Annotated in this window: 17 protein-coding genes; 7 read left to right on the top strand and 10 right to left on the bottom strand. The window is 72.2% G+C overall.

All coding sequences use genetic code 11. The annotated features are described in order from the left end of the window. The first annotated feature begins 4 nt into the window (after positions 1 to 4). Together AAH979_RS03365 and AAH979_RS03360 are read left to right on the top strand one after the other, a co-directional pair. Positions 5 to 1069 carry an iron chelate uptake ABC transporter family permease subunit gene (locus tag AAH979_RS03365; protein ID WP_346256496.1) on the top strand — a complete coding sequence of 355 codons (1065 nt, stop codon included), beginning with the start codon at positions 5 to 7 and terminating at the stop codon, positions 1067 to 1069. Positions 1070 to 1071: 2 nt separating this feature from the next. After that, positions 1072 to 1953, top strand: coding sequence for an ABC transporter ATP-binding protein (locus AAH979_RS03360; protein ID WP_346256495.1), 882 nt, complete (start codon positions 1072 to 1074; stop codon positions 1951 to 1953). 146 nt (positions 1954 to 2099) lie between these two features. Here the strand turns inward: AAH979_RS03360 and AAH979_RS03355 are convergent, their stop codons facing one another. Continuing rightward, positions 2100 to 2411 carry a hypothetical protein gene (locus AAH979_RS03355; RefSeq protein WP_346256494.1) on the bottom strand — a complete coding sequence of 104 codons (312 nt, stop codon included), beginning with the start codon at positions 2409 to 2411 and terminating at the stop codon, positions 2100 to 2102. Positions 2412 to 2523: 112 nt separating this feature from the next. Between AAH979_RS03355 and AAH979_RS03350 the strand changes: the two genes are divergently transcribed. Then, positions 2524 to 5532: a glycoside hydrolase family 3 C-terminal domain-containing protein gene (locus tag AAH979_RS03350; RefSeq protein ID WP_346256493.1), complete on the top strand. Its 3009-nt coding sequence runs from the start codon at positions 2524 to 2526 to the stop codon at positions 5530 to 5532. A 59-nt stretch (positions 5533 to 5591) separates the two neighbouring features. Here AAH979_RS03350 and AAH979_RS03345 read toward each other — a convergent pair whose 3' ends face one another. Genes AAH979_RS03345 through AAH979_RS03330 form a run of 4 tightly spaced genes read right to left on the bottom strand, consistent with a single transcriptional unit; the run spans position 5592 to position 10888 of the window. Further along, on the bottom strand, positions 5592 to 7760 hold the full coding sequence (locus AAH979_RS03345; protein ID WP_346256492.1) for a hypothetical protein: 2169 nt from the start codon (positions 7758 to 7760) through the stop codon (positions 5592 to 5594). Next, positions 7757 to 9049 (bottom strand): sugar ABC transporter substrate-binding protein, encoded by a 1293-nt coding sequence (locus AAH979_RS03340; RefSeq protein WP_346256491.1) that lies wholly within the window; start codon positions 9047 to 9049, stop codon positions 7757 to 7759. Before AAH979_RS03340 ends, AAH979_RS03345 begins: the two co-directional genes overlap by 4 nt. A gap of 50 nt (positions 9050 to 9099) precedes the next feature. Beyond that, entirely contained in the window at positions 9100 to 9981 is an 882-nt protein-coding gene (locus AAH979_RS03335) for a carbohydrate ABC transporter permease (protein WP_346256490.1), read from the bottom strand. Then, on the bottom strand, positions 9974 to 10888 hold the full coding sequence (locus AAH979_RS03330; protein ID WP_346256489.1) for a sugar ABC transporter permease: 915 nt from the start codon (positions 10886 to 10888) through the stop codon (positions 9974 to 9976). The genes AAH979_RS03335 and AAH979_RS03330 overlap by 8 nt, the downstream gene beginning before the upstream one ends. Before the next feature lie 336 nt (positions 10889 to 11224). Here AAH979_RS03330 and AAH979_RS03325 point away from each other — a divergent pair, with 336 nt between their 5' ends. Then, positions 11225 to 12319 (top strand): LacI family DNA-binding transcriptional regulator, encoded by a 1095-nt coding sequence (locus AAH979_RS03325; RefSeq protein ID WP_346256488.1) that lies wholly within the window; start codon positions 11225 to 11227, stop codon positions 12317 to 12319. Between the two features lie 12 nt (positions 12320 to 12331). Then, a complete protein-coding gene (locus tag AAH979_RS03320) occupies positions 12332 to 13726 on the top strand; it encodes a cellulase family glycosylhydrolase (protein ID WP_346256487.1) in 1395 nt (464 codons plus the stop codon). A gap of 298 nt (positions 13727 to 14024) precedes the next feature. Here the strand turns inward: AAH979_RS03320 and AAH979_RS03315 are convergent, their stop codons facing one another. Together AAH979_RS03315 and AAH979_RS03310 are read right to left on the bottom strand one after the other, a co-directional pair. Beyond that, on the bottom strand, positions 14025 to 14744 hold the full coding sequence (locus AAH979_RS03315) for a restriction endonuclease (protein ID WP_346256486.1): 720 nt from the start codon (positions 14742 to 14744) through the stop codon (positions 14025 to 14027). Positions 14745 to 14793: 49 nt separating this feature from the next. Next, positions 14794 to 15123 (bottom strand): DivIVA domain-containing protein, encoded by a 330-nt coding sequence (locus tag AAH979_RS03310; RefSeq protein WP_346256485.1) that lies wholly within the window; start codon positions 15121 to 15123, stop codon positions 14794 to 14796. 193 nt (positions 15124 to 15316) lie between these two features. Here AAH979_RS03310 and AAH979_RS03305 point away from each other — a divergent pair, with 193 nt between their 5' ends. Continuing rightward, a complete protein-coding gene (locus AAH979_RS03305; protein ID WP_346256484.1) occupies positions 15317 to 15736 on the top strand; it encodes a CU044_2847 family protein in 420 nt (139 codons plus the stop codon). Between the two features lie 16 nt (positions 15737 to 15752). Here the strand turns inward: AAH979_RS03305 and AAH979_RS03300 are convergent, their stop codons facing one another. From AAH979_RS03300 to AAH979_RS03290, 3 genes are all read right to left on the bottom strand, one after another. Beyond that, positions 15753 to 16436, bottom strand: a complete 684-nt coding sequence (locus AAH979_RS03300; protein ID WP_346256483.1) for a CPBP family intramembrane glutamic endopeptidase — start codon at positions 16434 to 16436, stop codon at positions 15753 to 15755. 41 nt (positions 16437 to 16477) lie between these two features. Further along, positions 16478 to 18076 carry a polyprenol phosphomannose-dependent alpha 1,6 mannosyltransferase MptB gene (gene mptB / locus AAH979_RS03295; RefSeq protein WP_346256482.1) on the bottom strand — a complete coding sequence of 533 codons (1599 nt, stop codon included), beginning with the start codon at positions 18074 to 18076 and terminating at the stop codon, positions 16478 to 16480. A gap of 182 nt (positions 18077 to 18258) precedes the next feature. After that, the gene (locus tag AAH979_RS03290) at positions 18259 to 19611 is read right to left on the bottom strand and encodes a lysine N(6)-hydroxylase/L-ornithine N(5)-oxygenase family protein (protein ID WP_346256481.1); all 1353 of its coding nucleotides are present in this window, start codon (positions 19609 to 19611) and stop codon (positions 18259 to 18261) included. 242 nt (positions 19612 to 19853) lie between these two features. Between AAH979_RS03290 and AAH979_RS03285 the strand changes: the two genes are divergently transcribed. Beyond that, entirely contained in the window at positions 19854 to 20813 is a 960-nt protein-coding gene (locus AAH979_RS03285) for a methionyl-tRNA formyltransferase (RefSeq protein WP_346256480.1), read from the top strand. The last annotated feature ends 16 nt before the right edge of the window (positions 20814 to 20829 follow it).

Raw genomic sequence — 20829 nt, 5'->3', positions numbered from 1 at the left:
CTGCGTGACCCTCCTCGACCTGCGCCGCACCGGCGGGCGTACCGCCTTCCGGCTCGGCCGGCCACCGGTCTCCGGCGTACTCCGGGCACGGCTGCTGATCTGCTGCCTCGGGCTCCTCGCACTGGCGTTCGTGGTCTTCTGCGTCGGCATCGCCACCGGCGACTACCCGGTCAGCCCGTTGCGGGTGGTGCCCGCGCTGTGGGGTTCCGGCGATCCGGGCCAGGTCTTCATCGTGCGGGAGCTGCGGCTGCCCCGGGCGCTGACCGCCGTACTCGCCGGCGCCGCGTTCGCCGTCTCCGGGGCGATCTTCCAGACCATCACCCGTAACCCGCTGGCCAGTCCCGACATGATCGGGATCAACGCCGGTGCCACCACCGCCGTGGTGGCCGCCATCGTGCTCGGCGGCGCCGGGCTGAGCCTGCCGGCGCTGGGCCTGGCCGGCGGGCTGGTCACCGCCGCGCTGATCTACCTGCTGGCCTGGCGGCGTGGCGCCACCGGCTACCGGATCGTGCTGGTCGGCATCGCCGTCTCCTGGATGTGCGCCAGCGCCACCGACTACCTGCTGACCCGGGCCCAACTCGCCGAGGCACAGGCGGCGCTCGGCTGGCTGGTCGGCAACCTCAGCGGTCGCGGCTGGGAGACCGTGGGTCCGCTCTCCGTGGCGGTGCTGGTGCTGCTGCCCGCCGGGATGCTGCTCGGGCGGTGGACCCGCACCCTGCACCTCGGCGACGAGGTGGCCCGGGGGCTGGGCACACCCGTGCAACTGGCCCGGCTCTGCCTGGTGGTCGTCGGCGTCGCGATGGTCGCGTTCGCCACCGCCGCCACCGGGCCGGTGCTGTTCGTGGCACTGGCCGCACCTCAGATCGCCCAGCGGCTGGTGGGGCTCTCCGCGCCGCCACTGCTGGCGTCCGCGCTGACCGGGGCGTTGATGGTCTCGGCCAGCGACCTGGTGGCCCGCTGGATCATCCCGGACGTCGACCTGCCGGTCGGCGTGGTCACCGGGGCGCTCGGCGCGGCGTTCCTGCTCTGGCTGCTCGTCCGGGCCAACCGCGCCGGTTCTGGAGGCTGACGATGACCGTGGACCTGACCATCACCGACGCCGCGCTCGATGCCCCGCCGCCGAGCGCGGCCGGGCACCCCGAGCTGCGGGCCGAGCGGCTGCGCCTGGCGTACGGCGAGCGGGTGGTCGTCGACGACCTCGACCTGGTGATACCGGCGGGCCGGATCAGCGTGATCGTCGGCGCCAACGCCTGCGGCAAGTCCACCCTGCTCCGGGCGCTGGCCCGGCTGCTCAACCCGGCGGCCGGCAGCGTCCAGCTCGACGGCCGGGCCATCCACTCCCTGCCCACCCGGCAGGTGGCCCGGCAGGTGGGGATCCTGCCGCAGGCACCGGTCGCGCCGGACGGCCTGACCGTGCTCGACCTGGTCGGCCGGGGCCGCTCGCCGCACCAGACCTGGTGGCGGCAGTGGTCGCCGGAGGACGAGCGGGCGGTGACCGAGGCGCTCGCCGCGACCGGGGTCACCGAGCTGGCCGACCGGCCGGTGGACGAACTCTCCGGCGGGCAGCGGCAACGGGCCTGGATCGCCATGGCGGTGGCCCAGCAGACCCCAGTGCTGCTGCTGGACGAGCCGACCACCTTCCTGGACCTGTCGCACCAGATCGACGTACTCGACCTGGTGGTGGACCTGAACCGGCGGGACGGCCGGACCGTGGTGATGGTGCTGCACGACCTCAACCAGGCGTGCCGGTACGCCGACCACGTGATCGCGATGAAGGGTGGCCGGATCGTCGCGCAGGGTGAACCGTCGAGTGTGGTCACCGCCGAACTGGTCGACGAGGTATTCGACGTGCGGTGCGAGGTGAGCGTCGACCCGCTGACCGGCACACCGCTGGTGATCCCGACCAGCCGGCACCACCCCCGGCCGCTGATGCCGGTGGCCGCCGGCGCCTGACCGGTCCTGGCTCGACCGTCCACGAGGCTCCGGCGACCACCGCCCGCGTCAGCGGCGACGGTTCAGCGAGCCTTTCCACCTCCCTTGCCTTGGGCCGCAAGGTCGGACGCGGTGCGGGGGCGCCGCGCGGTCCAGGTGGAAAGGGTTCAGTCGCTGGCGCAGGTCGTCGTCGCGAGGTACGGCCCGGTGTTGCTGCCGGGGTAGTACGGCGTGAGCGTGGTCGCCGGTTGGGTCCCCGCCGGGCAGGTCTCGGAGAGCACCCAGCGCGGGGTGAACGGGTCCGGCACGCACTGGTAGACCCGCTGGTCGTGGTCGACCGGGTAGCGGCCGTACAGGCTGAGACCGTCGGCGCTGCACGGCCGGGCCTGTGCGGCCTGCGCCGGTACGGCGGTGACTCCGACCGCCGCGCCGGTCCCGACGACCGCGAGTACCGCGATCCGGGTGGCGAACTTCTTCATCGGTTCCTCCCCTTCCCCAGTCCCATCGATGATGAGATCGTTGGGATATTAAACAAAGTCGTCCCGGACGAGCACAATGGACGGGGAAGGCATGGGGCGAGACGGGGAAGGCATGGGACGCGGCACCGGCGGGCGTCGGCTCGTCCGCAGCGGCGCGGCGGCACTGCTGGCGGTGCTGCTCAGCATGGTGGTCACGGCCGGGACCGGCACCGCGGACCCGGCCGGCCGGTTTCCCTTCCAGGACCCTCGGCTGCCCGACGGGCAACGGATCGACGACCTTCTCGGCCGGCTGACCCTGGACGAGAAGCTCGCCCTGCTGCACCAGTCGCAACCGGCCATCCCCCGGCTGGGCGTCGGCTATTTCAAGACCGGCACCGAGGCCCTGCACGGGGTGGCCTGGTCCAACGACGTCGACGACGACTGGAACGTGGTGACCGCCACCGAGGCCACGGTCTTCCCGCAGGCGCTCGGCCTGGCCAGCACCTGGGATCCGGACCTGGTCCGACGGATCGGCTCGGCCGTCGGCGACGAGGTGCGCGGCCACCACGCCGCCGACCCGGACGTCTGGGGCCTCCAGGTCTGGGCGCCGGTGGTGAACCTGCTGCGGGACCCCCGGTGGGGCAAGAACGAGGAGGGCTACTCCGAGGACCCGCTGCTGACCGGCGTGATCGCCACCGCGTACGGACGGGGTCTGAGCGGGGACGATCCCGAGCGGCTCAAGACCGCGCCGGTGCTGAAGCACTACGCGGCGTACAACCGGGAGACGGACCGGAGCCTGACGTCGGCCAACCTGCGACCACGGCTGCGGCACGAATACGAGGACCCGGCCTTCCGTCCGGCGATCGCGGCCGACGCCGCCACCGGGGTGATGGCCGGCTACAACCTGGTCAACGGCCGACCGAGCCACGTCAACCCGGACTTCGCCGAGGTGATCCGGTCGTGGACCGACCGCGACCTCTACCACGTCAGCGACGCCTGGGCCCCGCACGCGCTGACCCAGCTCCAGGGCTACTACGCCGACGAGACCGAGGCGTACGCGGCAATGCTCAAGGCCGGGCTGGACAGCTTCACCGTCGACGACGGCCAGCCCGGGCCGATGGTGGCGACCCTGCGCGCCGCGCTCGACCGAGGGCTGCTCACCGTCGCCGACGTGGACGCCTCGGTGCGGCGGGTGCTGTCGATCCGGCTCCGGCTCGGGCACTTCGACCCGGACGGCGGCCCGTACGCGCACATCGGCCCGGAGGTGATCGGCAGCCCCGCGCACCGGCGCCTGAACCGGGAGGCGGCGGAGCGGGCCATCGTGCTGCTGCGCAACTCGGCCGGCACCCTGCCGGTGGACCCGACCCGGGTCCGGAACGTCGCCGTGATCGGCCCGCTGCACGACGCACTGCACGGCGACTGGTACGGCGGCGCCCTGCCGTACCGGGTGACACCGCTGGCCGGGATCCGGGAGCGGCTCGGCGACCGAGTGGTGGTCACCGGCGTCGAGGCGCTCGACCGGGTGGCCCTGCGCGACCTGGCGACCGGGCGGTATTTGACCGCCACCGGCACCGCCCCCGGGCAGAACGTCGTCGCGGCGGCCGGTCCGCCTGCAACGACCGCACAGTGGGACCAGAACGACTGGGCGGGCGACGTCAGCACGCTGCGCAACGCCGGCAACGGGCGCTACCTGGCCGGCAACTGGGGGCCGTACCACACCGCCGAGACGGAGATCGGCGGATGGTTCGTACCGCAGCAGTTCGCGCTGGAACGGGAGCCGGACGGGACGTACCTGATCCGGTACGCGGGCTACGAGACCAACGAGAGCTGGTGGCCGTACCCCGGTCGGTATCTGACGGTGTCCCCGGACGGCGCGGTCGGCACCGGCGACCGCGCGGCCGCCGCCCGGTTCGCCCGGGAGGTGGTGGAAAGCGGCGCCGCCACCGCCGCCGCGGCGGCCGCCCGGGCCGACGCGGTGGTGGTCGTGGTCGGCAGCCATCCGCTGGTCTACGGGCGGGAGAACGCCGACCGGCGCAGCCTGGCGCTCGGTGCCAGCCAGTCCGCGCTGGTCGAGGCGGTCACCGCGGCCAACCCGGGCACCGCGGTGGTGCTGGAGACCAGCTATCCGGTGACCCTGGCGGCCGAGCCGGCGACGCTGCTCTGGACCACCCACGCCGGGCCGGAGACCGGCCGGGCACTGGCGGGCACGCTCTTCGGCGACCGCAACCCGGGCGGGCGGCTCAGCCAGACCTGGCCGGGCGCCGACGCCGACCTCCCGCCGGACCTGCGCGACTACGACATCATCCGGTCCGGGCAGACCTACCTCTACCACCGGGGCGAGCCGCTCTTCCCGTTCGGGCACGGCCTGTCCTACACCCGCTTCCGGTATGCGAACCTGCGGGTGAGCGCGCCGTCGGCCGGGCCGGACGACTCGGTGACGGTGACGGTCGAGGTGACCAACACCGGCCGGCGGACCGGTGACGAGGTGGTGCAGCTCTACACCCGGCAACGCACCTCCCGGGACCGGATGCCGCTGCGGCAGCTCCGCGCCTTCGGGCGGGTGACCCTCGCCCCCGGCCAGACCCGGCGGGTGACGTTCGCCGTCCGGGCGACCGAGCTGGGACACTGGGACGTGACCCGGGACCGCTGGGTGGTCGAGTCCGCCGAGCACGACCTGCTGGTCGGCGCCTCCGCCACCGACGTCCGGCAGCGCGGCACGCTGCGGGTGCGCGGCGAGACGATTCCGCCCCGGGACCTGTCCCGGCCGACCCGGGCGGAGAACTTCGACGACTACGCCGGAATCCTGCTGGTGGACGAGACGAAGGTACGCGGCACCGCCGTCGAGGGTGCCGGCTCCGGCGGCTGGATCGCGTTCACCGGTACGGCCCTCGACGCCCGCTCGCGCACCCTCACCGTCCGGGCCGCAAGGCCCGCGCCGGGCGACGGGACCATCGAGGTACGCCTCGACTCCCCGACCGGTCCGCTGCTGGGCCGAGCCACCGTGCCCAACACCGGCGACCGGTACGCGTACACCACCGTGCAGGCGGCGCTGGCCGGCACGGCCGGGGTTCGGGACGTGTACCTGCGGCTCGGTGCCGGCGTGCGGATCAGCGAGTTCACCATCGGGCCGGGCGCCGGCTGAGCCGGTCAGGGCGTCCAGCGAGGTCACCATCGGGCCGGCCGCCGGCTGAGGCTGGTCGGTCAGGGCATCGGGTGCAGCCCCTCGTGCCGGACCGTCCAGCTTCCGTCGTCGGGAAAGCCGGGGGTCGGCCGGCCGGCGTCCGCGTCCGAGCCCCGGGCCATCAGCGCGACGGCGGCCAGCAGTCCACCGTTGCCGGGCAGATAGACCGGCAGCGCGGCGGTCTGCCGGTTGTGCCCGTTGGGCAGGTAGCCGTTCTTCGGTTCGGGTCGCAGCAGCGCGTCGACGGCGGTGTGCGGCTCGCCCAGCCGGGTCGCGGTCATCGCGATGGCCGGATAGTCCCACCCCCAGGTCGACGGCCAGTCCCAGTCGGCCAGTACCCCGTGCAGGGTGGCCCGCATGACCTCCGGGTCGACCAGCTCGGTGGGTGGCACGAGGCCGAGCGCGTACAGCATCGACGGGTGGTCGTCCCGCACCGTGTACGGCGGCACGTCGACGGCGGCGTAGACCCCGTCCCGGACGTGCGGCCGGACCAGGTTGGCGGCGACCTTCTCCCAGGACGGCTCCGGCGGCAGGCCGAGCAGCACCCGCCAGGACTGCGCGATCCGCAGCCCCCAGCACCAGTACGCCAGCTCGAAGGTGGGGTTGGTGAGGGTCTCCCGGATCTCGGCGTACGACTCCTGGGCCGGGACCAGCGGCGGGCCGAGCTGGTAGCCGCGCTCGCCCCGGACCGGGTGGTCGGCCATGAAGGCCGCCGTGTCGAGGACGACGTCGGCGTACCTGCGCAACGCTGCCTCCGGGTCGGTGCTGGTACGCCGGACCAGCTCGGCGAGGAAGATCGGGTGCGGCTGCTGCCAGAGCAGGAACGGCCCGATCGGGCTGGGACTCTCCCGGCCGTCCGGGCCGACCTGCTTGGGCCAGCGGGCACCGGCACAGCCCTGCCGGCGGGCGGTCTCCCGGGCCCGGGGCAGGATGCCGGCGTACCAGCCGAGGCTGCGTTCCAGCAGGCCGGGACGGCCCCAGAGCGGGAAGTGCGCCCCATGCCACCAGTGCATCTCCAGGTGGAACCGGCCGCGCCAGGAGTTCACCATCAGGCCGGTCTCCTGCGGGGGCAGCGTGCCGGCGCAGTGCACCGCGGTCAGGTACTGGGAGAGCACCACCCGCCGTTCCAGCTCGCCCGCCCGCTCGTCCCGGCTGTCGGCCAGTTCGACCGCGCCACCGCCGCGCCAGAACTCCGGCCAGTGCCGGGCGGACGCGGCCGCCACCTCGGAAAACGACGGCAGCGCGGTGCCGGCGACCGAACCGGCGCCGGGCGCGAACGCGACGACCAGCTCGACGGCGGCCAGCCCGGTGCTGACCAGGAACTCGTGCCGGCCGACGTGCAGGATCCGGGCGCCGTCCGGCAGCGCGATCCCGACCGAGTACGCGGTGTCGTCGAGCAGCCGGCGCAGCACCGCCCCGTCCGGGGTCGGGCGCAGCGTGGAGGAGTGCGCCTGCGGGCGGGACCAGTCGGCGGCGTTGCTCCACTCCGGTGAGCCGTACGGGAAGGCGATCCGCACCGCGAGGCCCTCGGCGAGCAGCGCCGAGGAGACGCGTACGGCGAGGACGTCGCGGTCCGGATGGCAGACCGTGTGCACCTGGACCGGGCTGCCGGCCAGGCGGAACCGGCTGGTGATGGTGCCGGTCCACAGGTCGAGTCGCTGGTGCGGGTCGGTCAGCTCGGCCGGCTCGGCTGCCCGGGTGCTGATCCCGGAGCCGGCCGAGCGGGCCGTCCAGACCAGCCCGATCCGGCCCAGGTCGAGCCGGTGCGGGTTGCCGCGCAGCCAGGACTCGGCCGGCGACTCCGGGGCCTCGCCGCTGCCGGAGAGCGTGCCGCGCATGTCGACGTACTCGACCGGGCCGCGCGGCGTCGGATAGGCCCGGCAGGTCTCCGCCAGGTCGTACGCCCGCCCGGCCGGCAGGCTGTGCCAGCCCCACTGTGCCTGGGTGCCGAGCAGCGTACCGGGCGTGCCGGTGCCGCCGGGGTTGTGCACCGGGTAGTGCTCCGGAAAGGTCTGCAACCCGGTGACGTCGACGGTGTAGCAGAACTCCCCGTTGCCGACCGAGAGCGGGGACTCCGGCAGGATGCCGGTCAGCTCGACCGCGTGCCGGTCGACGAGGGCCCGGCGGTCGATCCGGGGCCCGCCCCGCTCCGCCAGCCGGCCGTCGTCCCCGTTCCGGTCCGGGGTCACTTGCCGATCGCCGCCTCCACCTGCTTGACGAACTCCTCCGCCGCGTCGGCCGGGGACTTCCGGTCGAAGAGCACCTCGGCGTTGAGCCGTTGCAGGATGAGCCGGGTGTCGGTGGAGCCGGTCGGCCCGATCACCAGCGGCGGACCCACCTGCGGGGTGACCCGCTCGATGAACTTCGCCTGGGCGGACTGGTCCGGGTTGAGCGCCGGCACCACCGCCGCGAGCACCTCGGAGTTGGCCGGGATGCCCCGGTCGGTCAGGATGATCTTTCCGGCCTCCGGGCTGTTGACCAGGAAGTCGACGAACTTCGCCGCCTCCTTCGGGTGTTCGGTACGGGCGTTGATGGTGTAGATCTGCGAGGCCTGCAACCACATCCCCGGCTTCTGGGCGCCCTCCCCCGGTGCCCGCAGCAACTCCAGCGGCTGTCCGGACGCCTTGCGCAGCGAGCCGAGCTGGTTGCTCCAGTCGAACTGCATCCCGGCCAGCCCTCGACCCATCAGCGTCTGCTCCGGGGCCGGCTGGCCCTCCAGTTCGGTGGTGACCGAGGCCGGCGGGGTGGCGCCGGAGTCGCGCAGCCCGAGGGTCATCGTCCACCACTCGGTGATGGTGTCCCGGCTGATCGCGACCTTGCCGTCCGGGGTGTACAGCCCCTCGCCGCGCTGCCGGGAGTAGAGGTCGAACATGTCGGCGCTGCTCGGGTCGGCCGCCCCGTAAGTGCCCTTCGGCGACTTCGCCGAGATCTCCCGGGCGATCCGGGCGAAGTCCTCCCAGGTCCACGTGCTGTCGTCCGGCAGCGGTACGCCGGCCTTGGCGAAGACGGCCGGGTTGACCACCAGCGCGAAGGTGTTGACCCCGGTCGGCACGCCGTACTGCTTCTCCTCGAAGCGCCCGTTGCCGAGCGCGGCGGCGTCGATCTTGTCGGTCTTCAGCTCGTTCTGCACCCGGGCCAGGTCGAGCAGCGCGCCCCGGTCGCCGTACTCCCGGGGGTAGGCGCCGCCCAGCGTGATGACGTCCGGCGCATCGCCCGCCGCGACCTCGGTGGCGAGCTTGTCGAAGTACGCGTTGAAGTCGGACGACGAGCCCGTGACCTTGATGTCCGGGTTCTGCGCCTGGAAGGCGTCGATCACCTTCTGGGTGGCCTGCGCCCGGTCGTTGTTCCCCCACCAGGAGAACCGCAACTCCACGGGCCCGCCGTCGCCCCCGGAGTCGCCACAGGCGGCGACCGAGAGCAGCAGGGTGGCGGAGACGGCGACGGTGCCCAGGCGGGTCCGGACGGATGTGGCTCTCATCGGAACTCCTTCGCTGACGGTGGGTGTGCGAAGCGGTGGGTTGGAACGGTTCACTTGAGGCCGGTCGTAGCCAGCCCCTGCGTCAGATAACGCTGGCCGGCGAGGAAAAAACCGAAGATCGGCGCCAGTCCGACGATGGACATGGCAAAGAGCTGGCCCCAGGCGGTCTCGCCCTGGCCGTCCATGAAGGACCGGAGCGCGACCGGGACGGTGTAGAGGTCGGGGTTGGTCAGGAAGATGAGTTGGCTGAAGAAGTCGTTCCAGGTCCAGATGAAGGTGAACAGCGCCGAGGTGGCCAGCGCCGGTACGGAGAGCGGCATGATGATCCGCCAGTAGATCCGCACGTGCCCGCAGCCGTCCATCCGGGCCGCCTCGTCCAGCTCCCTGGGCAGGGAGCGGATGAACTGCACCATCAGGAAGATGAAGAAGGCGTCCGTGGCGAGGAACTTCGGCACGATCAGCGGCAGGCTGGTGTTGATCCAGTCGAGCTGCGAGAAGAGGACGTACTGCGGCACGATCAGCACGTGGATCGGCAGCATCATCGTGGCGAGCATCGCGGCGAAGAGGACCCGCCGGCCCCGGAACTCCAGCCGGGCGAACGCGTACGCCGCGAGCGAGCAGGAGAGCAGGTTGCCGACGATCGAGGCGATCGCGATCACCGCCGAGTTCCACAGGTAGTGCTGGAACGGGTGCTCCAGCGCCGTCCAGCCGCCGGTGTAGTTGCCGAGGTCGAACTCGCGGGGCCAGATCGACGGGTCCCGGAAGATGAGCTCGGTCGGCTTCACCGAGCTGGAGACCATCCAGAGCAGCGGATAGATCATCACCACGCCGAAGACGATCAGCAGGGCGTGTTTGGAGATCCGCCGCGCGGGCGGGTCGGCGCGGGCCGCCGGCCGCACGCTGGCCCCGGCGGTGGTGGTCAGGTCAGTCACCGTAGAACACCCATCGCTTGGCGAAGAGGAAGTTGACGCCGGTCAGCACGGCGATGATGACCAGCAGCGTCCAGGCCAGCGCGGACGCGTAGCCCATCTCGAACGAGCCGAAGCCGCGCTCGTAGAGGTAGAGCGTGTAGAGCAGGGTGGAGTCGGCCGGGCCGCCGCTGCCGCCGCTGACCACGAACGCCTGGGTGAAGCTCTGGAAGGCGCCGATCATCTGGAGGATCAGGTTGAAGAAGATGATCGGGGTGAGCAGCGGGATGGTGATCCGGAAGAACTGCGAGACCGCGCCGGCGCCGTCGACCGAGGCCGCCTCGTAGTACATGCTCGGGATCTGGCGGAGCCCGGCCAGGAAGATCACCATCGGCGCACCGAACGTCCAGGCGTTCAGCACGACCAGGGTGCCGAGCGCGTAGTCCGGATGGGACACCCAGCTCACACCCTCGACACCAACCTTGGCGAGCAACTGGTTGATCAGCCCCTCGCTGCCGAAGATCTGCCGCCAGAGGATCGCGATGGAGACGCTTCCGGCCAGCAGCGACGGCAGGTAGTAGACCGAACGGTAGATGGGCAGCCCGCGTACGCCCCGGTTGAGCAGCATGGCCAGGCCGAGGGCCAGGGCAAGCTGCAACGGTACGGAGACGAAGACGTACTGGAAGGTGACCAGCAGCGACTTGTGCAGCCGGGAATCCTCCAGCATCCGCCGGTAGTTCTCCATCCCCAGCCACTCCGGCGGACTGAGCAGGGTGTAGTCGGTGAAGGAGAGATAGAGCGAGGCCAGGATCGGCCCGATGGTGAACACGACCATCCCGACGATCCACGGCGTCAGGAAGCCGTACGCCACCCGGGTCTCCCGGCGGCGCGACCCGGACCGTGCGGTAGGTCTGCCCGTGCGATCGCTCATCAGAGCACCCTTCGGGGAGATGTGTCGCGAGTGGAGCCGCGGCGCGTGCCTGTCACGCCCCGTCATGCCCGCCTTGCCCGCAGGGCCCGCATCCGGGCTGAGTAACCAGTTTCTAACAAAGCCAACATCAACTGTCAACGCATCGAACATCAGCTGACCAGCCGTGCGAACGACCTGACACAACTCCCGCTCGGATCGGAGAAACCGGTTGCTTCCAAGATCGGGTAGCCGGTATCTTCGGTCCCCACGAGGTGGTCACGAGGGCATCGACGACAGCCCGCCGCGCGGCGTCCTTACCGGACGGTCGGCACGGCGGCCACCCTTGGGAGATTCGAGATGAGCCTGACCGGAGACCGCCGCACCGGGCAGTCGGCCGACCAACCGACCGGCGGATCGCGACCGGGGCGCCGCAGATCCGCCCGGTCGGACCGCCCCTCGGCCACGATCGGCCGGGTCGCCGAGGCCGCCGGAGTCTCCCGGGCGACCGTCTCCCGGGTGATGAACGGCAGCCCGACCGTGGCGGCCGACCTCGCCGCCCGGGTCCGCGCCGCCGCCGAGGCGCTGAACTACGAGCCCAGCCTGGTCGCCCGCAGCCTGGCGCTGGGGCGTACCAGCACGGTGTCGCTGATCGTGCCGGACCTGTCCAACCCGATGTTCCAGGACGTACTGCGCGGGCTCAGCCACGCCGCCGCCACCCGGGGTCACCGGCTGCTGGTCGCCGAGTCCAACGAGAACGTCGCCGAGGAGGCGATCCTGGCGGTGGAGGCGCGGCGCCGCTCCGACGGGCTGGTGCTGGCCTCGCCCCGGGTACCGGAGGCCGAGCTGCGGGCCCTCAGCGACCGGCTCGCCCCGCTCGTCCTGGTCAACCGGGACCTGCCGGGCAGCAACGTGCCGTCGCTCTCGGTCGACTACGCGGCGGGGATCGCCGCGATCGTGGCCCACCTGCGGTCCCTCGGCCACCGCCGGATCGTCTACCTGGCCGGCCCGACGGCCAGCACGTCCAATCGGGAGCGGCAGGCCGCACTCCGGGCCACCTGCGCCGCCGAACCGGTCTGCGCGCTCACCGAACTGCCCTGCGGCGCCACCTTCGACGACGGGCACGCGGCGGCCCGGGCCGTGCTGCGCAGCGGCGCGACCGCCGTGGTCGCGTTCAACGACATGGTGGCGTTCGGCGCGCTCAGCGGCCTGCACGAGCTGGGCATCGGGGTGCCGAGGGACCTCTCGGTGACCGGCTTCGACGACATCCCGTTCGCCCGCTACACCACCCCGCCGCTGACCACCGCCTCGATCCCCCGCAACGAACTCGGCCGGCAGGCCTGGGACCGGCTCTGGGCGCTGCTGGGCGGCGGGCCGGCCGGGCACGACGTGCACTTCCAACCCCGGCTGCTGGTCCGGGACAGCACCGGACCGGTACCGGCCGGACGCGCGTAGGCGGTGGGAACGGTGACCGAACCGGGCTGGATCGGGGTCGACGGCGACCGGCTGGCCGACGCGACCGGGCGGACCGTCCGGCTCACCGGGGTCGGCCTCGGCGGCTGGCTCAACATGGAGAACTTCATCACCGGCTATCCCGGCACCGAGTCGCAGCAGCGCAAGGCCCTGCGCCGCGCCCTCGGCCCGGAGGGTTACCAGCGGTACTTCGACCGGTTCCTGACCGACTTCTTCGCCGCCGAGGACGCCGGTTATCTGGCCTCGCTCGGCCTCAACTCGGTACGCGTACCATTCAGCTACCGCCACTTCGAGGACGACGACCAGCCGTTCCTGCTCAAGCCGGACGGATTCGGATGGCTGGACCGGATCGTCGGGCTCTGCGCGGACGCCGGCCTGCACGTCATCCTCGACCTGCACGCCGTGCCCGGCTACCAGAACCAGAACTGGCACAGCGACAACCCGACGCACTGGGCACACTTCTGGACCCACCGGCACTTCCAGGACCGGGTGGTGCACCTGTGGCAGGCGATCGCCGACCGCTACCGGGACAATCCCGTGGTCGCCGGATACAACCCGGTCAACGAGCCGGCCGACGCCTCAGGTGAGGTGATCGGGCCGTTCTACGACCGGCTGGTCCGGGCCCTCCGCGAGGTCGACGACCGGCACATACTCTTCCTGGACGGCAACCGCTACTCCACCGACTTCTCGGCCTTCACCGAGCCGTACCCGAACACGGTCTACACGGCGCACGACTACGCGCTGCCCGGGATCGCCGCCGGCAGTGAATATCCCGGCACCACCCGGGGCGAGTACTTCGACCGGGCGGCCGTGCAGCGCACCTTCCTGCGCCGCACCGAGTTCATGCGCCGCACCGGGACACCGATCTGGATCGGCGAGTTCGGCCCGGTCTACACCGGTGAACCGGAACGCGACGCCTCCCGGCTGCGGCTGCTCACCGACCAGCTCGAGATCTACGCCGAACACGGCGCGAGTTGGGCGCTCTGGACGTACAAGGACATCGGGTTGCAGGGCCTGGTGTACGCGGCCGAGCAGAGCCCCTACCGGCAGCGGATCGCACCCGTGGCGGCGAAGAAGGCCCGGCTCGGCTCCGACGCGTGGGGCGGAGTCGACCGGGAGGTCCGGCACATCCTCGACCCGATCGAGGAACTCTTCGAGCGGGAGTTTCCGGACTTCCACCCGTACCCGTGGGGGCGCCGGGCCTGGATCAACCTGCTGGTCCGGAACATCCTGCTCGCCGAGCCGCTGGTCGGCGAGTTCGGCCGCTGCTTCGAGGGAGTCGACCCGGACGAGGCCGAACGGCTGGCCGCCTCGTTCGCCTTCGACGCCTGCGTACGCCGGGAGCCGCTGGGCGAGGTGCTGCGTACCCACCTGGCCCGGCCGGCCTGACGGTCAGGTCGTGACGACCAGCTTGCCGGTGTTGTGCCGGCGGGCGAAGTCGACGCACGCCCGGACACCCTCGTCGAGGGTGTAGCGGCGGCCGATCGTCGCCGTAGCTCGCCCCGGACCGCCAGTTCGCCGACCTCGCGCATTCCGCCGAAGGTGCCCTCCATGTCAAGCACGAAGTGCAGGGCGACGTCGTCGCGCCCGAGCCACTCCTGCCGGGGCACCAGGTAGGTGATCGTGAGGAGGCGTACACCGGACCGGACGGCGCCGGCGACTCCGCCAGAGCCAGCGGATCAAGCGATCACTGCGCCAGCGAGGCGGGTGGCAGGCCGGTGTACGCCCACTCCCCCAGCGCCGACCGGTCCACCAGTCCGATCCCCAGCTCGCGGGCCAGCCGCAGCCCGTCGCCGGCGGCGAAGAACCCGTTGGTGACGATCACGCAGATCTCGCCCCGGTGGATGCTCCGGCAGGTGCCGGCGAAGCGCTGGATCGCCGCGCTGCCGACCCGGTTCGTCGGGCTGTGCCGCTTGCACTGCACGACCACCCGCCGGCCGTCCGGGGCGATGGCGGTAATGTCCGCACCCCGGTCGGCCGCACCGCCGCAGACCGTCACCCGGGCGAAGCCCGAGCGGCTCATCAGGGCCGCCACCCACCGTTCGAACTCCGCGCCGGTCATCGTGTCGGTCGCCTCGACGCGCCGGGCGCGTACCGCCGCCTCGGTCTCCTCGCGCAGTCGCGCCCGGACCAGCAGGGTCAGCACTCCGGCACCGGCCGCGACCAGGCCCACCGCGATGACGACCGCCCAGACCGGGTGCCGCTGCACGAAGTCGACGACCAGCCAGGCCAGCACCAGCGTGCCGAGCACCCCGGCGAGCCACCAGCCCGACCGGTCCGGCGCCGACTTGCCGCCCCGACGTTGCCGAGAGTACGAGCGGCGGGGGCGCGAGCGCCGCGTACGGGAGCGGTAGTGTCCCCTGACCCGGGTGCCGTCCCGGCGGGTGTACGAGTGCACTCGCGGCATCAGATCTCCTGGCGACGGCTGGACGACCGCCGACACACCACTGGCCGGGTCAACTTCGGAACATCGGATCGCCGAACGGCGACCTCGGGCCGCCACCCGCGACAGCAGCCTCGATCCGGGTGAGCCGGGCCCTGATCTCTTCGAGTTGGGCGAGGATCGCGACCTGCGGCTCGACGCCCACGCCGGCCGGGGCCGCGGCCGGCGCGACGGCGGATGTCGATTGCCCACGCAGGGCCGTCAACTCCTCCGTCAGTGCGGAAATGGTGCTCTCGACCTGGTCGAGGAACTCGTCGACGTCCTGCTCGTCGTATCCGCGTCGACCGAACGCCGGCTTCCGGAAGGCGACGCTGCGTATGTCCGACGGAGTGAGGTGGGGCATCGACCGGCCTCCCGCTGGCGAACTGGACCACTGCTGAACTGGACCGTTCCGAACTGGACCTCCGAGGGTATCGACGTCGGACAAGGCGGCCAGGTCGGCGGCGCCCGCTCAACGGCTTCCCCTACGGTCCGAAATGGCGGTGATGCGCCACTAGACTGGGCCGGCCGCAGTTCGTCGACCGGTGAGGAGGGCAATGACCTACTACGTGGAGATTCCGGTCGACGACGACAGCACGGTGCTGGTCGAGGTGACCCACCAGGTCACCGGAGTCGCGCCGGCCGGTCGTCCCCGCGAGGTGGTCGCCCGGCTGTCGGAGACGTTCGGCGAGGCGTTCGACCGGTTCCACCGGCTCGCCCAGAGCGCGGCCGCACGGGCCCGCGACGCTGGCGGAGCCGACCGGGTGGCGATCGAATTCGGTCTCAAGGTTGCCGCGAAGGGTGGTTTCGTGGTTGCCGAGACCACCGGCGAGGCACACATGAAGGTCACCTTCGAGTGGAACCGCCGCGCCGAACCGACTCCCGCCGAAGCGGATCCGCAGCAGGGCGGCACCGAGGAACGGGCAACGGAACCGGACCACACGTCGGATCCGGATTCATCGACCACCGCCGGCTGACCGGCGCGGCCGGCGACTACGTCGCCCCGTGATAGAAGAAGTCACCCAGCCCGACCGTGAAGACCAGCAGCCCGTACAGGGCGTGTTCGACCGAGGCGACCAGCAGCGAGCCGGTGCGCTGGTAACGACGGGCGAAGAGCCAGCCGCCGGCCAGGGTGAGCAGCACCGACAGGACGTTGCCGAAGATCAGGTGGACGAACCCGAACGCCACGGCACTGGCCGCCACCAGCCAGCGCCCGGAGCCGAAGACCGGGGCGTACCGGTGCATCAGGAATGCCCGGAAGATCAGCTCCTGCGGATAGACGGAGAAGAGCGGGTAGAAGAGCACGATCGCGCCCCAGAGCAGCGGCGACTGCCGGGGCAACTCGAAGAGTCGTTCCGGGGCGAGCACGGCCAGTGCCGCGACCGCCAGTACGGCGGTGACCGTCCAGAGCCGGAGCATCGGGATCCACTCGGCACGCAGCGCGGCCCGGCCCCACCAACTCCGCCGGTCGAAGTCCGGGCGTCGCCACAGATAGCCGGCGGCGAGCCCGGCCAGCAGCAACAACGGCGGGATCGGGCTGCCCGGGGTCCCGGCCAGCACATAGCCGAGCACCGCGCCGAAGAAGATCAGCGCGTACTCGACGGCCAGATAGCCGCGGCGCGCGGCCGTGGGCGGCACGGCGGGTGGGCCGGCGGCCGGAATCACGTCGGCGGTCACCCCGGAAGGGTGCCCTGCCGAGGTGAACGGCGGGCAACCGGCTACACCGGCGACCGCCATTGTCCGATGACGGCACGGGCCCGGCGCCGCCGCCACTCGTCGACCCGGCCGAGCGACACCCGCGAACGCCTTGCCAGCCCCCGGAAGCGCCCGAGCACCATCCGTGAGCGCCTTGCCAGCATCCGTGAACGTCCGGGCGCCAGACGTGAACGCCCCGCCAACTCCCCCGACCGCCCGACCGGCATCCGGGAACGCCCGGCCGGATCGGTCGGCCTCCGCCACGCCCATCGGCTCAGCAGCCAGCCGACCAGGGCCAGGTCGAGCAGCGCGCCGGGGACCTTGGTCTTGGTGACCAGGCCGAGGCTGTCCGGCAGGGTGAGGAAGACCAATCCGGCGGAGCCCGCGTCGAGCAGCGCACTCAGCCGCCCCCGGGGTGCGGCGGCCAGCACGGCGACCCCGGCGAGGGCGTACCAGGCGTAGAAGACCGGGCCGAGCAGCGCGGTGGCGAGCAGTGCCACCCCCGCCGCCGGTACGGCGACCGCGACGCCGCCGCGCAGCGCCCGGCGCCAGGCGAGCAGCAGGACGGCGCCGAGCGCCGCCAGCCCCAGCGACCGGGCGACCTCGACGGCGCCGCCGAACGCCTCGGGCCGGCCCGCCGCGCGTAGCCCGTAGCCGACCGCCATCCCGACCCCGGTCGGGATCGACGACCACTGCACGCTGCCGGCGGTCGCCGGCCAGCTCCGGACGAAGCCGAGGCCGTGCCCGGTCACGCCGGCCAGCAGCAGGACGGTGCCGAGGGTCGCGCCGGTCAGGACGGCACCGGCCGCGACGCGACGCCGGCCGGTGCGCGCCCAGGGTACGACCGCGAGCGCGAACGGTACCGCCACCAGCGCGGTGGCCTTGACCGAGGCAGCGGCCCCGAACGCGGCGCCGGCAAGGGCCAGCCGGCCGACCGCGGTACGCAGCTCGACCGCGGCCAGCAGTCCGAGTACGACCAGGCCGGCGAGCAGGGCGTCGTTGTGCGCCCCGGAGACGACGTGTACCAGCGGCAGCGGGCCGATCGCGCCGAGCCAGACCACCCGGGCCGGGTTCCCGTCGCAGTGCCGGGCCAGCCGGGCACCGGCGGCGGTGGCCAGCAGGAGGCCGACGATCGCCACCAGCCGCAACACCGTGACGGCCAGCGGCAGGCTGCCGGCCGACACGCTCGCGGCGAACCTCTCGACGAGCAGCCAGAGGGAGCCGTACGGCGCGGGCGTGTCCCGCCAGCTCGGCGCGACCCAGTTCAGCCACTGGCACGGCAGCGCGTCCGGCCCCACGGCGTACGGGTCGAGCCCGGCCCGGACGATCTCGCCCTGGCAGGCGTACGCGTAGACATCGGAGCTGCCCAGTGGCGGTGCCAGCAGCAGTGGCACCGCCCAGAGCGCACCGGTACCCAGCAGCCAGCCCGGCGCGGCGACGGTGCGCAGTCGCCACCAGACGGCGGCCAGTCCACCGGCGCCGACCAGCCACAGCCCGACGCCGGCCGCCCAGCCCGGCCCCCGGTCGGCGGCCGAGCCGGCGAGGTGGGCGCTGGCGGCCATCAGCGCGCTGCCGAGCAGCCCCAGCCAGCGCAGTCGGGCCGGTGAGAGGCTCTCCCGCATCCGCGCAGGGTTACCGGGGCAGGTGAACCCCGGACCCGCTCCCGGCTACCTGCCGGCGAACATCCGCCGACCGTCCGCCGACCGCGGACAGCCCCGAACACCCGCCGACCGCGGACAGCCCCGAACATCCGCCGACCGTCCGCCGCGCACCGGCGACGGGAACGGCCGGCGAGTCAGCGGAGTCAGGCGGAGCCGGGCGCGCCGGCGTACTCGGGTTCGCGGTCGAGTGCCGGGTCGGCGGAGCGGGCGCAGATCGAGCCGAGGATCTCGGCGGCCCGGATGGCGGTGTTGGAGAGCAGCGAGGAGGAGATGCCATGGCTGTGCTCGGTGCCGCCCTGGAGGTAGATGCCGGCCCGGACCTCCGGGCGGGTCCGCAGCCGGTAGTCGCGGTCGACCAGTGCCCGCCCGGCGTCGTCTCGCAGGCACACCTGCGCCGCCTCACCGAGCAGGTCGAACGGGTCGACCGGCCGGTATCCGGTGGCGAAGACCGCCACGTCGGTGTCGAGCACCGTCTTCTCGTTGGTGACCAGGGACTCCACCACCATCCGCACCCCGTCGGGGGTACGGACCGTCTCGACCAGCCGGGACAGGTTGAGGATCCGGAGCCGCTCGACGCCGCGTACCTTTTCCTGATAGACGCGCCGGTACAGCTCGTCGATGAGTTCCTGGTCGACCACGGAGTAGTTGGTGTTGCCGTGGTAGGCGAGCATCATCTCCTTCACCTCCGTCGGGGCGGTGAAGTATTCCTGCACGGCCGCCGGGTCGAAGATCCGGTTGGCGAAGGAACTGTCGTCGGCCGGGCTGTAGCCGTACCGGGAGAAGACCGCGCAGACCTCGGCGGCGGGGAACTCCCGGTGCAGGTGGTCGACGGCCTCGGCCGCGCTCTGCCCCGCGCCGACCACGACGAACCGGGACGGGTCCGACGGGACCAGGCCGCGCAGGTTGGGCAGCAGGTCGCGGCTGTGCCAGACCCGGGTGTCCAGGGTGATCCCGTCCGGCAGGTACGGCCGCAGTCCCACCCCCAGCACCAGGTTGCGGGCCCGGTAGCTGACCGGGGCGGCGGAGCAGGGGCCGGCCTGGGCCAGTACCTCGTAGTGGTCGAGTTCGCCGTCCCGCCAGACCGGGCGCACGTCGACCACGTCGTGCCCGTACCGGACCATGTCATCGACCTGGGCCGCCGCCCACTCCAGGTAGTCGTGGAACTCGACCCGGGACGGGAAGAGGTTCTTGTGGTTGATGAAGTCGATCAGCCGACCCCGGCTCTGTAGGTAGCAGAGAAAGCTGAACCCGCTGGCCGGGTTGCGCAGCGTCACCAGGTCCTTGAGGAACGACACCTGCATGGTGGCGTCGTCGAGCAGCATCCCGCGGTGCCAGCCGAAGCTGGGCTGGCGCTCCAGGAAGACCGCGCTGTCGATCCGGCCAGGGCCGGCGGCGGCCTCGCGGATGGCGATGGCCAGGGCGAGGTTCGACGGACCGAAGCCGATGCCGAGGAGGTCGTGGACCTGGGGATCGTCGCTGCGATTGGTTCGTGACATACCTGTCCCATCAGTCTGCCGGCCGGTCGGCGGCGTGGTGGAGGACTGGATCCCGTACGGACCCGGTGCGGCTGGCGCGGACGGTCGACCATCCGTGGCATTTAGGTTAGGCTAACCTACACCATGGTCAAGAACAATATGGACCACCTGACCAGTGCGAACCTGCGGAAACAAAACGCCCGACGGGAGCCAGCCGGGCGTGCTACCGGGGCGAGCCGAACCGACCGAAGAGGAGACCGTCGATGCGGGTTGTGATGTTCGGCTACCAGACCTGGGGGCACCGCACCCTACAGGCGCTACTGGACTCCGAGCACGAGGTGACCCTGGTCGTCACGCATCCGCGCAGCGAGCACGCGTACGAGAAGATCTGGGACGACTCGGTGGCCGAACTGGCCGAGAAGCACGAGGTACCGGTGCTGCTGCGCAAGCGACCCGGTGATCCCGAGCTGATGGAGCGGCTCCGGCAGGCGGCACCCGACGTGATCGTGGCGACCAACTGGCGTACCTGGATCCCGCCGGAGATCTTCAACCTGCCGCCGTACGGGACGCTGAACGTGCACGACTCGCTGCTGCCGGCGTACGCCGGGTTCAGCCCGCTGATCTGGGCACTGCTCAACGGCGAGCGCGAGGTCGGGGTCACCGCGCACCTGATGGACGAGACCCTCGACGCCGGCGACATCGTGCTGCAACGCGCGATACCGGTCGGCCCGACCGACACCACGACCGACCTGTTCCACCGCACGCTGGAGCTGTTCGGCCCGATCACCGTGGACGGACTGGCGCTGATCGCCTCCGGCCGCACCGACTGGACCCCACAGGACCGCTCGAAGGCGAGCTTCTTCCACAAGCGCTCGATCGAGGAGAGCCGGATCGACTGGAACTGGCCGGCCGAGGAGATCGAGCGGCTGGTGCGGGCGCAGTCCGACCCGTACCCGAACGCCTTCACCCACCACGACGGCGCGCGACTGCGGATCCTGGCGGCCCGGGTCTCCGAGGGCCGCTACGGCGGCACGCCCGGCCGAATCTTCTACCGCGAGGGCGACGGCGTGGTGATCGTGGCCGGCGCCGACGCGCGTCGCGGGCACCGGCCGGGCCTGGCCATCACCCGGGTACGCACCGACGACGGCCAGGAGCACGCCGCCACCGACTACTTCCGGACCATGGGCGGCTACCTGACCCGCTACCCGGACGGCCGGCTCTAGGGCGTGCGTCGGAGTC

The sequence above is a fragment of the Plantactinospora sp. ZYX-F-223 genome (assembly GCF_039649625.1).
Lineage (GTDB): Bacteria > Actinomycetota > Actinomycetes > Mycobacteriales > Micromonosporaceae > Plantactinospora.
This window is presented reverse-complemented; position numbering and strand designations above follow the sequence as displayed.